The sequence below is a fragment of the Mycobacterium intermedium genome (assembly GCF_002086275.1).
Taxonomy (GTDB): domain Bacteria; phylum Actinomycetota; class Actinomycetes; order Mycobacteriales; family Mycobacteriaceae; genus Mycobacterium; species Mycobacterium intermedium.
Window position 1 is genome coordinate 42455 of sequence record NZ_MVHT01000038.1, and the last position, 13944, is coordinate 56398.

Annotated in this window: 12 protein-coding genes; 8 read left to right on the forward strand and 4 right to left on the reverse strand. The window is 64.8% G+C overall.

The annotated features are described in order from the left end of the window. The first annotated feature begins 138 nt into the window (after window positions 1–138). Window positions 139–4047, forward strand: a complete 3909-nt coding sequence (gene hrpA / locus BST27_RS15125; protein WP_069419377.1) for an ATP-dependent RNA helicase HrpA — start codon at window positions 139–141, stop codon at window positions 4045–4047. A gap of 3 nt (window positions 4048–4050) precedes the next feature. Here the strand turns inward: hrpA and BST27_RS15130 are convergent, their stop codons facing one another. Beyond that, window positions 4051–5508: an aldehyde dehydrogenase family protein gene (locus BST27_RS15130; protein WP_069419378.1), complete on the reverse strand. Its 1458-nt coding sequence runs from the start codon at window positions 5506–5508 to the stop codon at window positions 4051–4053. Window positions 5509–5643: 135 nt separating this feature from the next. Here BST27_RS15130 and BST27_RS15135 point away from each other — a divergent pair, with 135 nt between their 5' ends. Then, on the forward strand, window positions 5644–6063 hold the full coding sequence (locus BST27_RS15135) for a pyridoxamine 5'-phosphate oxidase family protein (protein ID WP_197518109.1): 420 nt from the start codon (window positions 5644–5646) through the stop codon (window positions 6061–6063). A gap of 21 nt (window positions 6064–6084) precedes the next feature. On the opposite strand, the gene BST27_RS15140 is transcribed toward BST27_RS15135, so the two are convergent. Continuing rightward, the gene (locus BST27_RS15140) at window positions 6085–6852 is read right to left on the reverse strand and encodes an SHOCT domain-containing protein (RefSeq protein WP_069419379.1); all 768 of its coding nucleotides are present in this window, start codon (window positions 6850–6852) and stop codon (window positions 6085–6087) included. Window positions 6853–6893: 41 nt separating this feature from the next. On the opposite strand from BST27_RS15140, the gene BST27_RS15145 reads away from it, so the two are divergent. Then, window positions 6894–7106, forward strand: a complete 213-nt coding sequence (locus tag BST27_RS15145; protein WP_069419380.1) for a VOC family protein — start codon at window positions 6894–6896, stop codon at window positions 7104–7106. Between the two features lie 39 nt (window positions 7107–7145). Continuing rightward, a complete protein-coding gene (locus BST27_RS15150) occupies window positions 7146–8948 on the forward strand; it encodes an adenylate/guanylate cyclase domain-containing protein (protein WP_069419381.1) in 1803 nt (600 codons plus the stop codon). Window positions 8949–8971: 23 nt separating this feature from the next. Here the strand turns inward: BST27_RS15150 and zwf are convergent, their stop codons facing one another. Beyond that, the gene (zwf, locus tag BST27_RS15155) at window positions 8972–10468 is read right to left on the reverse strand and encodes a glucose-6-phosphate dehydrogenase (protein WP_069419382.1); all 1497 of its coding nucleotides are present in this window, start codon (window positions 10466–10468) and stop codon (window positions 8972–8974) included. A gap of 73 nt (window positions 10469–10541) precedes the next feature. Here zwf and BST27_RS34805 point away from each other — a divergent pair, with 73 nt between their 5' ends. After that, complete coding sequence (locus BST27_RS34805) at window positions 10542–10934, forward strand: hypothetical protein (RefSeq protein WP_079220221.1); 393 nt, start codon at window positions 10542–10544, stop codon at window positions 10932–10934. A gap of 485 nt (window positions 10935–11419) precedes the next feature. Continuing rightward, window positions 11420–11767, forward strand: a complete 348-nt coding sequence (locus BST27_RS15165) for a WhiB family transcriptional regulator (protein ID WP_372515481.1) — start codon at window positions 11420–11422, stop codon at window positions 11765–11767. Between the two features lie 26 nt (window positions 11768–11793). Here BST27_RS15165 and BST27_RS15170 read toward each other — a convergent pair whose 3' ends face one another. Then, window positions 11794–12369 (reverse strand): FKBP-type peptidyl-prolyl cis-trans isomerase, encoded by a 576-nt coding sequence (locus BST27_RS15170; RefSeq protein WP_276014435.1) that lies wholly within the window; start codon window positions 12367–12369, stop codon window positions 11794–11796. 177 nt (window positions 12370–12546) lie between these two features. On the opposite strand from BST27_RS15170, the gene BST27_RS15175 reads away from it, so the two are divergent. Continuing rightward, window positions 12547–13182: a TetR/AcrR family transcriptional regulator gene (locus tag BST27_RS15175; RefSeq protein ID WP_069419383.1), complete on the forward strand. Its 636-nt coding sequence runs from the start codon at window positions 12547–12549 to the stop codon at window positions 13180–13182. Between the two features lie 87 nt (window positions 13183–13269). Further along, on the forward strand, window positions 13270–13896 hold the full coding sequence (locus BST27_RS15180; protein WP_232007280.1) for an enoyl-CoA hydratase/isomerase family protein: 627 nt from the start codon (window positions 13270–13272) through the stop codon (window positions 13894–13896). The last annotated feature ends 48 nt before the right edge of the window (window positions 13897–13944 follow it).

Here is a 13944-nt window from a genome sequence, read left to right on the forward strand (position 1 = left end):
GGTCAAGTTTCATTCACGTTTATTTCATATGTTGCTCATGCCTGTTTCCCGTTTGCTGCACAGCCCAACCCCAACCAGGGCGAACTGGTCTACCGACGTGACCAGTCACACTCACGGAGAGGCTTTACGCTGACCGGAATGGCCGAACCGTCCCTCGCCGAGTTGCGCCGACGGCTCGATGGCCTGCCCACCCGCGACGCGGCGCGGCTGGGCAGGCGGTTGAAGAACCTGCGCGGGGCGAATCCGGGAAAGCTGCGGCAGCTCGCCGCCCAGGTGGAGGCGGCCGAAGCTCTGGTCGCGGCGCGGCTCGCGGCAGTACCCACGATCACCTACCCCGAATTGCCGGTCAGCGAGCGGCGCCACGACATTGCCGAAGCGATCAAGGCGCACCAAGTCGTCGTCGTTGCCGGTGAGACCGGATCCGGAAAAACCACCCAGCTGCCCAAGATTTGCCTCGAACTGGGTCGCGGCGTGCGGGGAACCATCGGGCACACCCAGCCCCGTCGACTCGCCGCCCGCACCGTCGCGCAACGGATCGCCGACGAGTTGAAAACCCCGCTCGGCGACGTGGTCGGCTACAGCGTGCGGTTCACCGACCAGGTCAGCGACCGCACCCTGATCAAGCTGATGACAGACGGCATCCTGCTCGCCGAGATACAGCGCGACCGTCGCCTGCTGCGCTACGACACCCTGATCCTGGACGAGGCCCACGAGCGCAGCCTGAACATCGACTTTCTGCTGGGCTACCTGCGCCAGCTGTTGCCGCGCCGCCCCGATCTGAAGGTGATCGTCACGTCGGCGACGATCGAGCCGCAACGCTTCGCGGACCACTTCGATGGCGCCCCCATCATCGAGGTGTCCGGGCGGACCTACCCGGTCGAGATTCGCTACCGGCCCCTGGAAGTCCCCGTCGCCGCCGGACAGGACGACGACCCCGACGATCCTGACCACGAAATCGTCCGCACCGAGATCCGCGACGAAGTCGACGCCATCGTCGACGCAATCCGCGAACTCGAGAACGAGCCGCCCGGTGACGTCCTGGTGTTCCTGTCGGGGGAGCGCGAAATCCGTGACACCGCGGAAGCTCTCGCCGGTTTGCCGGATCGTTTGCAGCGCACCGAGGTCCTTCCGCTGTACGCCCGGCTTTCCACCGCCGAGCAGCAGAAGGTCTTCGCACCCCATACCGGCCGGCGGATCGTGTTGGCCACCAACGTCGCCGAAACATCGCTGACCGTACCCGGGATTCGCTACGTCGTGGATCCCGGCAACGCCCGCATTTCGCGCTACAGCCGCCGGTTGAAGGTGCAGAGGCTGCCGATCGAACCCATTTCGCAGGCCTCCGCCGCGCAACGGGCCGGTCGGTCCGGTCGGCTCGCGCCCGGCGTGTGCATCCGCCTGTACTCCGAGGAGGACTTCGAGGCCCGCCCGCGCTACACCGATCCTGAGATCCTGCGCACCAACCTGGCCGCGGTGATTCTGCAGATGGCGGCGTTGCAGCTCGGCGACATCGAGAACTTTCCGTTCCTCGACCCCCCGGACCGGCGCAGCGTTCGCGACGGTATCCAGCTGCTTCAGGAGCTCGGCGCGTTCGACCAACAGGGCGCAATCACCGATCTCGGCCGCCGCCTGGCGCGGCTGCCGGTCGACCCGCGGCTGGGCCGGATGATTCTGCAGTCCCAGGTCGAGGGGTGCGTACGCGAGGTGCTGGTACTGGCCGCCGCCCTGACCATCCCCGACCCGCGGGAACGACCGTCCGACCGCGAAGAGGCGGCCCGCCAGAAGCATGCCCGCTTCGCCGATGAGAACTCCGACTTCCTCAGCTACCTCAACCTCTGGCGCTATCTGCGCGAACAACGAAAGAGCCTGTCCGGCAATGCTTTTAGACGCTTGTGCCGTAACGAATTTCTGCATTACCTGCGCATCCGGGAGTGGCAGGACCTGGTCGGGCAGTTGCGCAGCATAGCCCGCGACCTCGGCGTGACCGAGTCCGACGACGAAGCGGACCCGGCGTCGATACACGCGGCGCTGCTCGCCGGGCTGTTGTCGCACGTGGGCATGCGCCGCGAGGACGGCCGCGAGTACCAAGGCGCGCGCAATTCGCGGTTCGTGCTCGCACCCGGGTCGGTGCTCAGCAAGCGGCCGCCGCGCTGGGTGGTGGTGGCAGAGCTGGTCGAGACCAGCCGTCTGTACGGCCGGACCGCCGCCCGCATCCAACCGGAGATCGTCGAACGCGTGGCCGGCGAGCTGGTCCAACGCACCTACAGCGAACCGCACTGGGACGCCAGCCGCGGCGAGGTCATGGCCTACGAGCGGGTCACGCTGTACGGCCTGCCATTGGCCGCCCGGCGTCGGGTGGGATACGCCCGGGTGGATCCGGTGGTGGCGCGGGAATTGTTCATCCGACACGCACTCGTGGAGGGCGACTGGCAGACGCGCCATCGCTTCTTCCGCGACAACGCGCGGCTGCGGGAGCAGCTTGAGGAGCTGGAGGAGCGGGCCCGTCGCCGCGACCTGCTGGTCGGCGACGACGAGGTGTATGCGCTCTACGACGCGCGCATCCCCGCCGAGGTCGTCTCCGCGCGGCACTTCGACGCGTGGTGGAAGAAGCAGCGGCACCACACCCCCGACCTGCTGACGTTTACTCGAGATGACCTGCTGCACACCACCGATACCGGCGACGCCGACCGGCCGGACAGGTGGGAAGCCGGCGATGTCGCGCTGCCGCTGACCTATCGTTTCGAACCCGGTGCCGCCGACGACGGTGTGACGGTGCATGTGCCGATCGACGTGCTGTCCCGGCTGGGTGGCGACGAGTTCGCCTGGCAGGTACCGGCGTTGCGGGAGGAGCTGGTGACGACGCTCATCCGGTCGTTGCCGAAGGACCTGCGGCGCAACTTCGTACCCGCGCCCGACACCGCCCGCGCGGTGCTGGCCAACCTGGACCCGGGCAACGAGCCGCTGCTTACCGCGTTGCAGCGCGAATTGCACCGTCGCACCGGTGTTTTGGTGCCCATCGATGCATTCGATCTGGAGAAGGTACCCGCGCATCTGCGGGTAACCTTCGCGGTCGAAGCCGACGGTGCGGAGGTGGCCCGCGGCAAAGACCTTGCGGCACTGCAGCAGCGGTTGGCGACGCCGGCCAGGCAGGCCGTGGCCGAAGCGGTCGCCGGTGAGCTGGAACGGACGGGTTTGCGGTCCTGGCCCGACGAGTTGGAAGTGCTGCCGCGCGTCGTCGAACGCACCGTGGGCGGACGCGCTGTTCGGGGCTTTCCGGCCTTCGTGGCGGCGGGCGATGCGGTCGACCTTCGGGTGTTTGCGACGTCGGCGGAGCAAGACGAGGCCATGCGGCCCGGCTTGCGGCGGTTGGTCCGATCAAGCGTGTCGTCACCGGTCAAAGCCGTTGAACGCCAGTTGAGTCCGCGGTCCAAATTGACGCTGCGTGTCAATCCGGACGGCTCGCTGGCCGCCCTGTTGGACGACTGCGCGGATGCCGCGGTAGACGCGCTGATACCCGCTGCGGTGTGGACGCGCGACGAGTTCGCCGCATTGCGGGATCGGGTGGCCCAATCGCTCGTGGCGACGACCGCCGACGTCGTGGGCCGCGTCGAAAGGGTGCTGGCCGCGGCCCAAGAGGTCGAACTGTTGCTGCCCACCAACCCGCCGCCCGCGCAGGCCGAGGCGATCGCCGACGTGCGCGCGCAACTGAATCAGCTGCTGCCGACGGGGTTCGTCACCGCCACGGGCCGCGATCATCTCGTCGACCTCGCTCGCTACCTGACCGCGATCGGTCGGCGTCTCGACCGCCTGCCGCACGCGGTCGAAGCCGACCGGCAGCGGATGCAGCGCGTGCACAATGTGCAGCACGCTTACGACGAACTGCTGCACGCACTATCGCCCGCGCGGCGAAAAACCGCGGCGGTCCGCGACATCGCGCGGCAAATCGAGGAGCTTCGGGTCAGCCTGTGGGCCCAGCAGCTCGGGACACCGCGTCCGGTCAGTGAGCAGCGGATTTACCGGGCGATCGACGCCGTGCTCGATCAGGCGTGACCGCTACATCTGGGCCCAGACGATCTTGGTCTGCAGGTAAGTCTCGATGCCGGCCTTGCCGGACTCGAGGCCCCAGCCGGATTGCTTGTAACCACCGAACGGCATCGAGTGGTCGTACTGCATCTGGCAGTTCAGCCCGACGGTGCCGGCCTTCAGCCGCTTCGCCAGCCGGTGCGCGCGGCCGATGTCCTTGGTCCACACGGTGGCGGCCAGCCCATAGGTGCTGTTGTTGGCCAGTGCGACGGCCTCGTCCTCGTCTTCGAACGGCAGAATCGTGACGACGGGCCCGAAGATCTCCTCCTGAAACAGCCGGCTCGTGTCGGGGTCGACGTTCGTTACGACCGTCGGATGCACGAAGTACCCCTTGCGGTCGAGTCGGTAACCGCCGCTGACGATTTCGGCGCCTTCGGCCTTGCCCTGCTCGAGATAACCGAGCACGCGGTTGAGTTGCTTCTGGCTGATCAAGGGCCCGCTCATGGTGCCCTCTTCGTTCGGGGCACCCATCTTCAGGTGATTGCCGATCGCGGCAATGCCTTCCACCACTTGGTCGTAGACGCTGCGCTGCACCAAGATCCGGGAGCCACACACGCACGCCTGCCCGGAGTGCACGAAGGTGCCGAAGGCGGCCAGGGTGATTGCTTTCTTCAGTTTCGCGTCGTCGAAGATCAACACCGGGGACTTGCCGCCGAGCTCCAGGGTGACCTTGTTGAGATTGCTTCTCGCCGAGGCATGCACGATCTCACGCCCTACTTCCGTCGAACCGGTGAACGCGACCTTTTCGACGTCAGGGTGGGCGGTGATGGCCGCACCAACCGTGTGCCCGTAACCGTTCACCAGGTTCGCCACCCCGTCGGGCACGCCGGCCTCGGCCAGTAGCCGCATCAGGACGAGTGCCGAAAGTGGTGTCTCCTCAGCGGGTTTCACCACACTGCTGCAACCCGCGGCCAACGACGGGGCCAACTTGGCACAGAAGTTGAACACCGGTCCGTTCCACGGGAAGATCAGTCCCACCACCCCGTAGGGCTCCCTGACCGTGTACGTGTGCATGTGCGAGTCCACTCCGGAGAGACCGCCCGTGTTGACATCCCGCGCGATGCCCTCGATCTTCGTGCACCAGCCGGCGTAGTAGCGGAACCACTCGGCACCGACCGACACCTGCATCTTGGCCTGCGTGGGATACATGCCGGCATTGAGCATTTCGAGCTCGGCGAGGAGTTCGGCATTCTGGTCGATCAACTCACCGACCCGCCACAACACCTTGGCGCGTTCGTAGTCCGGTTTGCCGGACCACACGCCGGACTCGGCGGTCTCCTTCGCCCGGGCCACCGCATCGTTGACGGCCTCTGGCCCGCAGTCGGTGAACTCGGTGATCTGCTCCTCGGTCGAGGGATTGATGACCGGGATCACGTCGCCGGTGCCCGGCCTGTTCCGCACCTCGTCTAGTACAGCCTGAACGCTCATAAGCATCCCCTCTCGGCGTGACCACAACTCCCCGCGTCGCTGAAGTTACGCGGTTAACCTAACCGTGTCCACCACCCAAATGCGGAATAGCGCGGAGGTCAGCCGGGTTCCATCGAGCAACGATTGGAGGGTGATATGGCGAAGATGTCCAGCGCGGAACGGGAAACTTTCCTCGGCGCAGTCCACGTCGGGGTAATTGCGGTCGAGCGTCCCAACCGCGCGCCGTTGGCGGTTCCGATTTGGTACGGATACCAGCCGGGCGGCGAGGTGGTGCTTTGGACCCAACGCGGCAGCGTGAAAGAAAAGCTGATCCGCCCGGCAGGGCGGTTCTCCATCACCGTTCAGGACGAACAGTGGCCCTACCGGTACGTCACCGCGGAAGGCGATGTCAGTGCGATCGAACCCGCTCAGGACGCCGACGCGCGTGCCATCGCCGTCCGCTACCTGGGCGAGGCCGGCGGCAACGAGTTCACCGACCAGAACCTGAGCGCGGACTCGGTCATCATTCGGATGCGTCCCCAGCGCTGGCTGAGCACCGACTACACCAAGGAATAGCCCCGCCGCGCGGCGCACACCTCAGAGCCGGCTGAGCAGTTCCGCCTTCTTCGCGGCGAACTCTTCGTCCGACAAGATGCCGCGCTGATGCAGCCCGGCAAGAGACTCGATGGCCGCCACGATGCTCGCGGAATCGCCGGATCCGGCCACGGATGGCGCTGCGGGTTCGGACCGATAATGCGGAGCGGGCGCGGCCGCGGGCGTTTCGGCCACCTGGCCGGTGCCCAACTCACGCAAGCTGGATACATCGAAGGTGCCGAACTGGCTGGTGAACTGGACCGAGCCGTATCCACCGCCGCCCTGCTGCTGTTGCACGCCACCAATCTGGTGATCGCCGGTGTCATAAATCCTTGTCACACCGTCGATCTGAATTGCCAGCCTGCGCGTGCTCGGGAAGACCGCATAGCGCGCGTTGTTCTGCGCGCCGGTCGAGCTCGGGACGCCCAGGTCAGCGGGCCACCAGTTGGAGGAGGTGAATCCGCCCTGGAATTGGGTTTGGGTGTGCGGTGCGGGGAACACCGTCGTAGTGGTCAGCAGCTGCGCCAGTTCATTGCACAGCGCGTCGACGCGCGCCTTGAGCGCGTTGTCGAACATGTTGCCGACCATCGTCATACCGCCCCGCATCCATTGTCCGGAGCCGCCGAGTTCGGGAATGGAAAACTGTGCCATGGTGCCGCCGCCGGCATGGATGGCGAACAACATGGCCAGCACCGCCTCGCGGGACAGCCCATGGCGCTGCGCAATCTCAGTGACAGCCTTTTCGGCGTCGGGAGTCACCGTTGCCTTCATCGTCTAAATCTTTCGTCGTTGGAGTCATTTCGAGCCTACGCATGTCGCCTGAGGCGCTGCATGGCGATCAGATGCGTCTTACCCCGGTCGCCACATCCAAAAACACGCATAACCAGTCCACGGCGCAGGCGGCCGGCCGCCAGCGGGTGGGCACGGTGGGGGAGCGTCCGTGGGGCATTTACTCCGGATATTTTCGGGATCCCGACGGGCACCTGTGGGAAGTCATCCACTTCCTGACCACCGATCAAAACTGACGCCTACGGCACTCATAAATCGGTCTAGAGTTCCAGTCGATGCGTCGCACTTGGACCTGGACGTTCGACCTGCCGCCGGAGCAACTCTGGCCAGTGGTGGCCGATACGAACCGGCTCAACGAAGCCTTGGGGCTGCCGCCCTACACGCTCGAGGAGACGCCGCAACCCAACGGCACGGTCCTGCGCCGCGGCCGCGCGAAGGCGGCCGGGTTCATGCTGGCTTGGGAGGAAAAACCGTACGAGTGGGTTTGGGGTCGACACTTCCGACAATCCCGCGTCTTCACCCAGGGCCCCTTCCGCCGTTTCGGGCCGGTGTTCGACCTCGAGTCCGACGGCCAAGGGGGATCGAGCATCACCTATGCCCTCGAATGGGAACCGCTGAACCTGGTCGGCCGCCTGTTCGGCGCGCGGCTGGCGACCCAAGCGGGCGAAAACCTCATCAAGCGAATCCAGGAGGCACTCACCTTCGCTCGTGGTGACAACAGGGACGAGCGCATCACCCCTTTCGTCTTGCCGGAGCCGCAACTGCCGCCCGGTGCCCGTGAGCGGGCCGCAGCGATGGCGCGCGAGATGGACCGCGGCCCCTACGGCAACGGGCTGGGCAACTGGCTCGCCGACTTCGCGTTGCAAGGCATGGCGGTCGACCTGACCAGAATCCGGCCCAAAGTCTTGGCGCGAGAGCTTGGGGTGACGCCGCGCGCGGCAACCGAGGCTTGCCTGGCCGGAGTCAAGGCGGGGCTGTTCACCATGAAATGGGATCTGCTGTGCACCAACTGCCGCGGGCCGAACGGCAGCGTTTCCACGCTCGCCGACCTGCCGCACGGCGCGCACTGCCCCTCCTGCAACATCGACTACGACCGCGATTTCGAACGCAACGTCGAGCTGACATTCGCGCCGACACCGGCGGTACGCCCAGTGCCCTCCAGCAGTTTCTGTCTGTCCGGCCCGATGCAGACACCGCACGTCGCTGTCCAAGTGCTGTTGGCGCCGGGCGAGCGGCGCGAGGTCGCCGTCGATCTTCCGCCCGGTGCGTACCGATTGCGCACGACGCATCCCGGCGAGTTCGTCGACGTGGACTATGAATCTGGCTCCTTTCCCTCTGCCCGCGTTACAGCGAGGGGCGTCGAATTGCTTGACAGCCCGGGTGATTCGGACGAACAGGGACGCGTGACGTTCGTCAACGATGCCGAATTCGAGGTAGCCGCAGTAATCGAAGACCGAACGTGGACACGGGACGCGCTGACCGCACCAGAAGTGATCTCGTTCCAAGCCTTTCGGGATTTGTTCGCGGCGGCAACGCTACGGCCCGGCGACGACGCCGGTGTCAGCCAGGTCGCGCTGTTGTTCACGGACCTGCGAGGTTCGACGGCCCTTTACGAACGGGTTGGCGATGCCGCGGCGTACAACCTGGTGCGGGAGCATTTTCGGTTGTTGGCCGCCATTGTGCGCGACCATGACGGCGCGGTTGTCAAGACGATCGGCGACGCCGTGATGGCCTCGTTCGTCGATCCGGCGCAGGCCGTGCGCGCGGCGCTGGCCATGCAGGAACAGGTTGGTTCGTCGAGCGATGGAGACGACAACCTCGTGCTCAAGGTCGGCGTTCACGCCGGGCCCAGCGTCGTGGTGACCCTCAACGATCGGCTCGACTACTTCGGTTCAACGGTGAACATGGCGGCGCGCTTGCAGGGCCAAAGCGTTGGTGGCGACATCGTGCTGTCCAAGGCCGTCGCAGCCGATCCCGCAGTGCACGAAATTCTGGCCGGCGCCGCACAGCTGAACGAGACCGTGGCACTCAAGGGCTTCACCGAACCCGTCGCCTTCTTACGCCTACCAACCGCCTGATAGCGGTCGAGTTCGCTACGGCGCTAACGCCTTTCGCGCCAACCGCGCTCGAACGGCAACCGCCACGCGTTCGGCGCGATCAGTTGATGAATCGCGTTGGGCCCCCAGGTACCTGGCTGATACAGCTTGACCGGCGGCGGGTCGTCGAGCAGTTCTGCCGAACGCTCCCACAACGATTCAATGCCCTCGGCAGTGGTGAAAAGTGTGTGGTCGCCGCGCATCGCGTCGAGGATGAGCCGTTCATAGGCTTCCAGCACATCGACGACGGTGTCGATTTCCTGAGACGAGAACTGCATGGACAACTTGTAGAGCTTCATGCCGGGTCCCGGCCGCTTGCCGTAGAAGGACAGCGACACCTTCGACGCGTCCGCGAGGTCGAACGTGAGGTGGTCGGGGCCCTCAGCGCCTACGCCCGAACCTGGCGGGAACATCGTTCGGGGAGCCTCTTTGAACGCGATCGAGATGATGCGAATGCCTTCTGCCATCTTCTTGCCGGTACGCAGATAGATCGGAACCCCGGCCCAGCGCCAGTTGTCTATGCCGACCTTGAGCGCGATGAATGTCTCGGTGTCGGAATCCTTGGCCACACCTTTCTCGTTGCGATATCCGGCGAACTGGCCGCGCACCACGTCAGAGGTCTTGATCGGCAGCATCGACCGGAACACCTTGTTCTTTTCCTCGCTGATCGCGCGCGGCTCAAGAGCAGTGGGTGGTTCCATCACAACGAAGGCCATCACCTGAAAGAGGTGGGTGACCACCATGTCCTTATAGGCTCCGGTGCTTTCGTAAAAGTTCGCCCGCTCGTCGAGTCCGAGGGTTTCGGGTATGTCGATCTGAATGTGGTCGATGAAGTTGCGGTTCCAGATCGGCTCGAACAGGCCGTTGGCGAAGCGGAACGCCAGGATGTTCTGAGCCGCCTCCTTGCCCAGGAAGTGATCGATGCGGAAAATCTGCGATTCTTCGAATGTTTCGTGCAAGAAGTCGTTGAGAGCGATCGCACTTTCCAGGTCGGTGCCGAACGGCTTTTCCATGACCACGCGGGACCGCTCGACGAGATCGGCTTCCCGCAGCATGTCGATGACGGCGCGCGCGGCTTTCGGGGGGACGGATAGGTAATGCAATCGCCGGACGTCGGTGCCCAGATTGGCTTCCGCCCGCGCGACCGCCTCCGCAAGTGCCTCGGGTCCCGCACCCTGCGGGACGTAATGAAGTATGCGGGCGAAGTTGTCCCACTGGTCCGTCGTGAGCTGATGCGAACCGAACGAGTCGATCGCGGACTTGGCGATCTTCCGGAACTCGTCGTCGTTCAGGTCTTCCAGCGACGTGGCGACGATTTCGATATTGGGTGCGAGCTCGGACTGATCCAAATGGGCCAAGCCGGGAATCAGCTTGCGCTTGGCCAGATCTCCGGTTGCCCCGAACAACACGATGACGTGAGGTTCTAACGTTTCGGTGTCCGTACGGTGGGGGCGCGATTCGGGCGCCGGATACGAGATCGTCTGCGGTTTCTTGGTGGCCACCCGTGCATAATGTCGATACCGGTCCGCTGTGTCTACTTGAATGCAGCAACGTAGGACTACACGGGGGTGTGCGATGTGGACGATCGTTTGCCGTCTGCTCTCTGTTGCGGGGTTAGCGGTGGCATCGATGGCGGTCGTGACGCTCGGATCTCCAGCGGTGAGTTCAGCGGCATGCGCCGACGGTGAATGGTGGGACGCGAAGGCAAATCAGTGCCGCCCAGCCAACGCACCCGAAGCTCTGCCCTGCGATGCCGGCCAGTGGTGGGATCCAACGGCAAATACGTGCCGGCCCTTGGGAGTTGGGCCGCAGCCGCTCGCGTGTGAGGCGGGTCAATGGTGGGATCCAACGGCCAACGTGTGCCGCCCCTTGGGGGTGGGGCCGCAGCCGCTCGCCTGTGACAACGGCTGGTGGTGGGATCCGGCCTCCAACTCGTGCCGGCCGCCGTTGTTGCCGCCACTCGGGTAATCGCCAAAACTAGGCGCGACGATTTCGGCGATCCGATGCCCTCTCGGCGAGTTCGGCAATCTTGTCCGCAACAACTGAATAGATCGTCGCAATTCCACGACGTCATCGAGGGCCGAATCCGCGCTGTTTATTAACTTGATAGCGGCCGCCACACGTCGGCCCGCAACTTCGGCCGCTTGACCAGTCCATGCCAGCGCCAGGACCGACGAAGTGATGACGAGAAGATTGACAGCCAAAGCATCCTCGCTTCGGCAGGTGGCTCTTCAGATGCTTCCTCAAGACCCGCTGCACGCCGCCGACCTGCGCAAATACCCACTGCGGGGACAAGCACGTCGGCCCGGAAAATTGGTGCACTCAGCACCCGAGAGGCCAACTTAAAATTGAGATGCGCGCGAATCAGCCCACCCGAAGGCATCATCGAGCGCACATTGTTTGGACCGGGGGAGACGGTCGCAAATTGCGGCAGAGACGAAAGGATGAGTTCGGTGTCAGAAATGCGCTCGGTTCCCCGGCGACTTGATTTGGTAGCTATAAAAAGCGCCCCGCGCTCAACCACTTCAGAAGACCGGTCTTGGGTGACAAAGGCGGCGTGCAAGACCGCAGACCCCGACGAACTCTTCGTGCGCGGCGCCGCGCAGCGCAAGGCCGCGACCATCTGTCGGCACTGCCCCGTCATGCAGCAATGCGCCGCGGATGCGCTCGACAACCAGGTCGAATACGGGGTCTGGGGAGGTATGACCGAGCGCCAGCGCAGGGCGCTGCTCAAGCAGCATCCCGAGGTCGTTTCGTGGGCGAGCTTCTTCGAAAAGCGCGCTAAACGCTCCACCGGATAGAGGCCGTCGGGTAACGGCCCTCGTGGTCAGGTGGCGCTGAGGATCTTGATCGCGAAGACGAGCGTGTCGCCAGGCCGAATTCCGGCTCGTGGCTGACCTTCGGGATAGCCGTCCGCCGAAGTCATTGCGACTGCGACGGTAGATCCGACCTTCTGTCCGGCGATGGCCTTCTGGAAGCCCGGCACTACTCCGGTGAGCGGGAAGTCGACCGGCACACCCCGCTGGTAGCTGCTGTCGAAAACCGACCCGTCGCGCCCATTGACGCCCATGTAGCAGACGGAAACCGTCGCCGTGTTGGAGACGACCGGCCCGTCGCCCGCGCGCAGCGTATGCACCTGGGTCTGGTTCACGCTGAACGGTTCCGTCACTTTCACCACGGGAGCGGTCGTGTCGGTGGATCCGGTGACCGCGACGCTGCCGGTGGTCCCCGAAAGCGTCCATTCCGGCGTTCCGCTGTTCTGTGGTGCTGCGGTGGGACAAGTTGCGGCCGCGCTTGCCGTACCCGCGCCTGCGAAGGTGAGAACGGCGGCCGTGCAGGCCGCGAGAGCGACGGAGGAATACATCCGGGAGGCTTTCACGGCCGTCAGGCTACCGTCTGTCATTTCGTCCCCGGCAACGTGAGGATCTGGCCGCATCTGGAGGCCCGGCTACCAGGCAAATGGTATAGATTAGTTAGATTCCGTCTCACTCATATCGCAGGGGTTTATCGTGAAGTTGCCTCGCCAACAGATCGTCGACGACTTAGAGAAGATGGTCGGGCTGCAACTGAAAGCGGCCGGGTGACCGAGGGCGCGCTGGTCCGGATGCTCGGCGCCGCCGCGACTGGTGGCGCCGACTTCGAGGCCGCCGACCGCACGACCCAGCGGATCCTAGACGCCGCCCTCCAAGAGGCGGCAACCGTTGGACTGCAACGACTTACGGTCGAAGACGTGGTACGGCGCGCGAGGGTGGCCCGGATGACCGTCTACCGGCGGTATCCCCGGCGCGACGATCTCGTGGAAGCTTTGGTGCGACGGGAGACCCAGCGCTTCCTTGCCGCCGTGGCGGATGCCATCGAGAAGACCGCGGACCCGCACGACGGCATTGTCGAGGCGTTCATCGCAGCTGTGCGCTTCTCGCGTTCGCACCCGATGCTGCGCCGAGCCGCCCACACCGAGTCGGCGCTGTCCGCCACCGAGAACGCCGAACTGCTCAATATCGGCGCAGCGTTCATTGCCAGGCAGATCCACGGTGACGAGCCGGCAACTCCGAGTCAGCCGGTGCGATGGGTAGCCGACGTGTTCGCACGGCTGTTCATGACCTATATCTCCGCTCCGCCAACGGATCCCGACTTCGGCGATGACGACGAGCTGCGGCGGTTTGCCCACGATGTGCTGACGCCGATGGTCGAGCGCGCGGTCGAGCCCGTCGATTAGGGGTCAGATCTTCTACACTGCTGACAAGGTTGATGTAGCGGAACCACCTGCCGCCCGTCGACAGCCACGAAGAGACGGGCCAGCGGGATGAGAATTCAGCAGGGGACCCACTTTTCGGTGGTCGCCGAAAGCGAGTCTCTCTGGCGGGTCACCTTTGATAACCCGCCGATCAATCTGGTGACCCCTGAGATGCTCGTCGAACTACCTGAGCTGATCGACCAGATGGAAGCGTCAAGCCAGCTGCGTGTGGTGGTGTTCGAGTCGGCCAATCCGGATTACTTCTTGAACCACTACGACACGTCGCGGGTAGCGGAAACACCGACAAACCTCGGGGTCACCGGTTATCCGCTGGTGGTCGACACCAGCACCCGCCTCTCGCACCTGCCCGTGACGTCGATCGCCAAGATCCGGGGACGGGTGCGCGGCATTGGCAACGAGCTCACCCAGGCGATGGATATGCGCTTCGCCAGCCGCAATTCGCTGTTCTGCCAACCCGAAACCGCGAGCGGAAACCTGCCCGGCGGGGGCGGCCTGGAACATCTCTCCCGGCTGATGGGCCGCGGGCGGGCATTAGAAGTCGCACTGTCGAGCGACGACTACCCGGGCGAACTGGCCGAGCGTTATGGCTGGATCAATCGTGCCGTCGAGGACAGCGATCTCGACGCGGTGGTGGACACATTGGCGCTGATCGCGCTCACTGAAATTCCCCACTGACGCTCATCGAAATTCCCCACCCGTGTGGCTCCGCCGAGAAGGGCGGGC

Coding starts and splice junctions, on each gene's coding strand:
- hrpA (WP_069419377.1), top strand. CDS start 139: ATGGCCGAACCGTCCCTCGCCGAGTTGCGCCGACGGCTCGATGGCCTG.
- BST27_RS15130 (WP_069419378.1), bottom strand. CDS start 5,508: ATGAGCGTTCAGGCTGTACTAGACGAGGTGCGGAACAGGCCGGGCACC.
- BST27_RS15135 (WP_197518109.1), top strand. CDS start 5,644: ATGGCGAAGATGTCCAGCGCGGAACGGGAAACTTTCCTCGGCGCAGTC.
- BST27_RS15140 (WP_069419379.1), bottom strand. CDS start 6,852: ATGAAGGCAACGGTGACTCCCGACGCCGAAAAGGCTGTCACTGAGATT.
- BST27_RS15145 (WP_069419380.1), top strand. CDS start 6,894: ATGTCGCCTGAGGCGCTGCATGGCGATCAGATGCGTCTTACCCCGGTC.
- BST27_RS15150 (WP_069419381.1), top strand. CDS start 7,146: ATGCGTCGCACTTGGACCTGGACGTTCGACCTGCCGCCGGAGCAACTC.
- BST27_RS34805 (WP_079220221.1), top strand. CDS start 10,542: ATGTGGACGATCGTTTGCCGTCTGCTCTCTGTTGCGGGGTTAGCGGTG.
- BST27_RS15170 (WP_276014435.1), bottom strand. CDS start 12,369: ATGACAGACGGTAGCCTGACGGCCGTGAAAGCCTCCCGGATGTATTCC.
- BST27_RS15180 (WP_232007280.1), top strand. CDS start 13,270: ATGAGAATTCAGCAGGGGACCCACTTTTCGGTGGTCGCCGAAAGCGAG.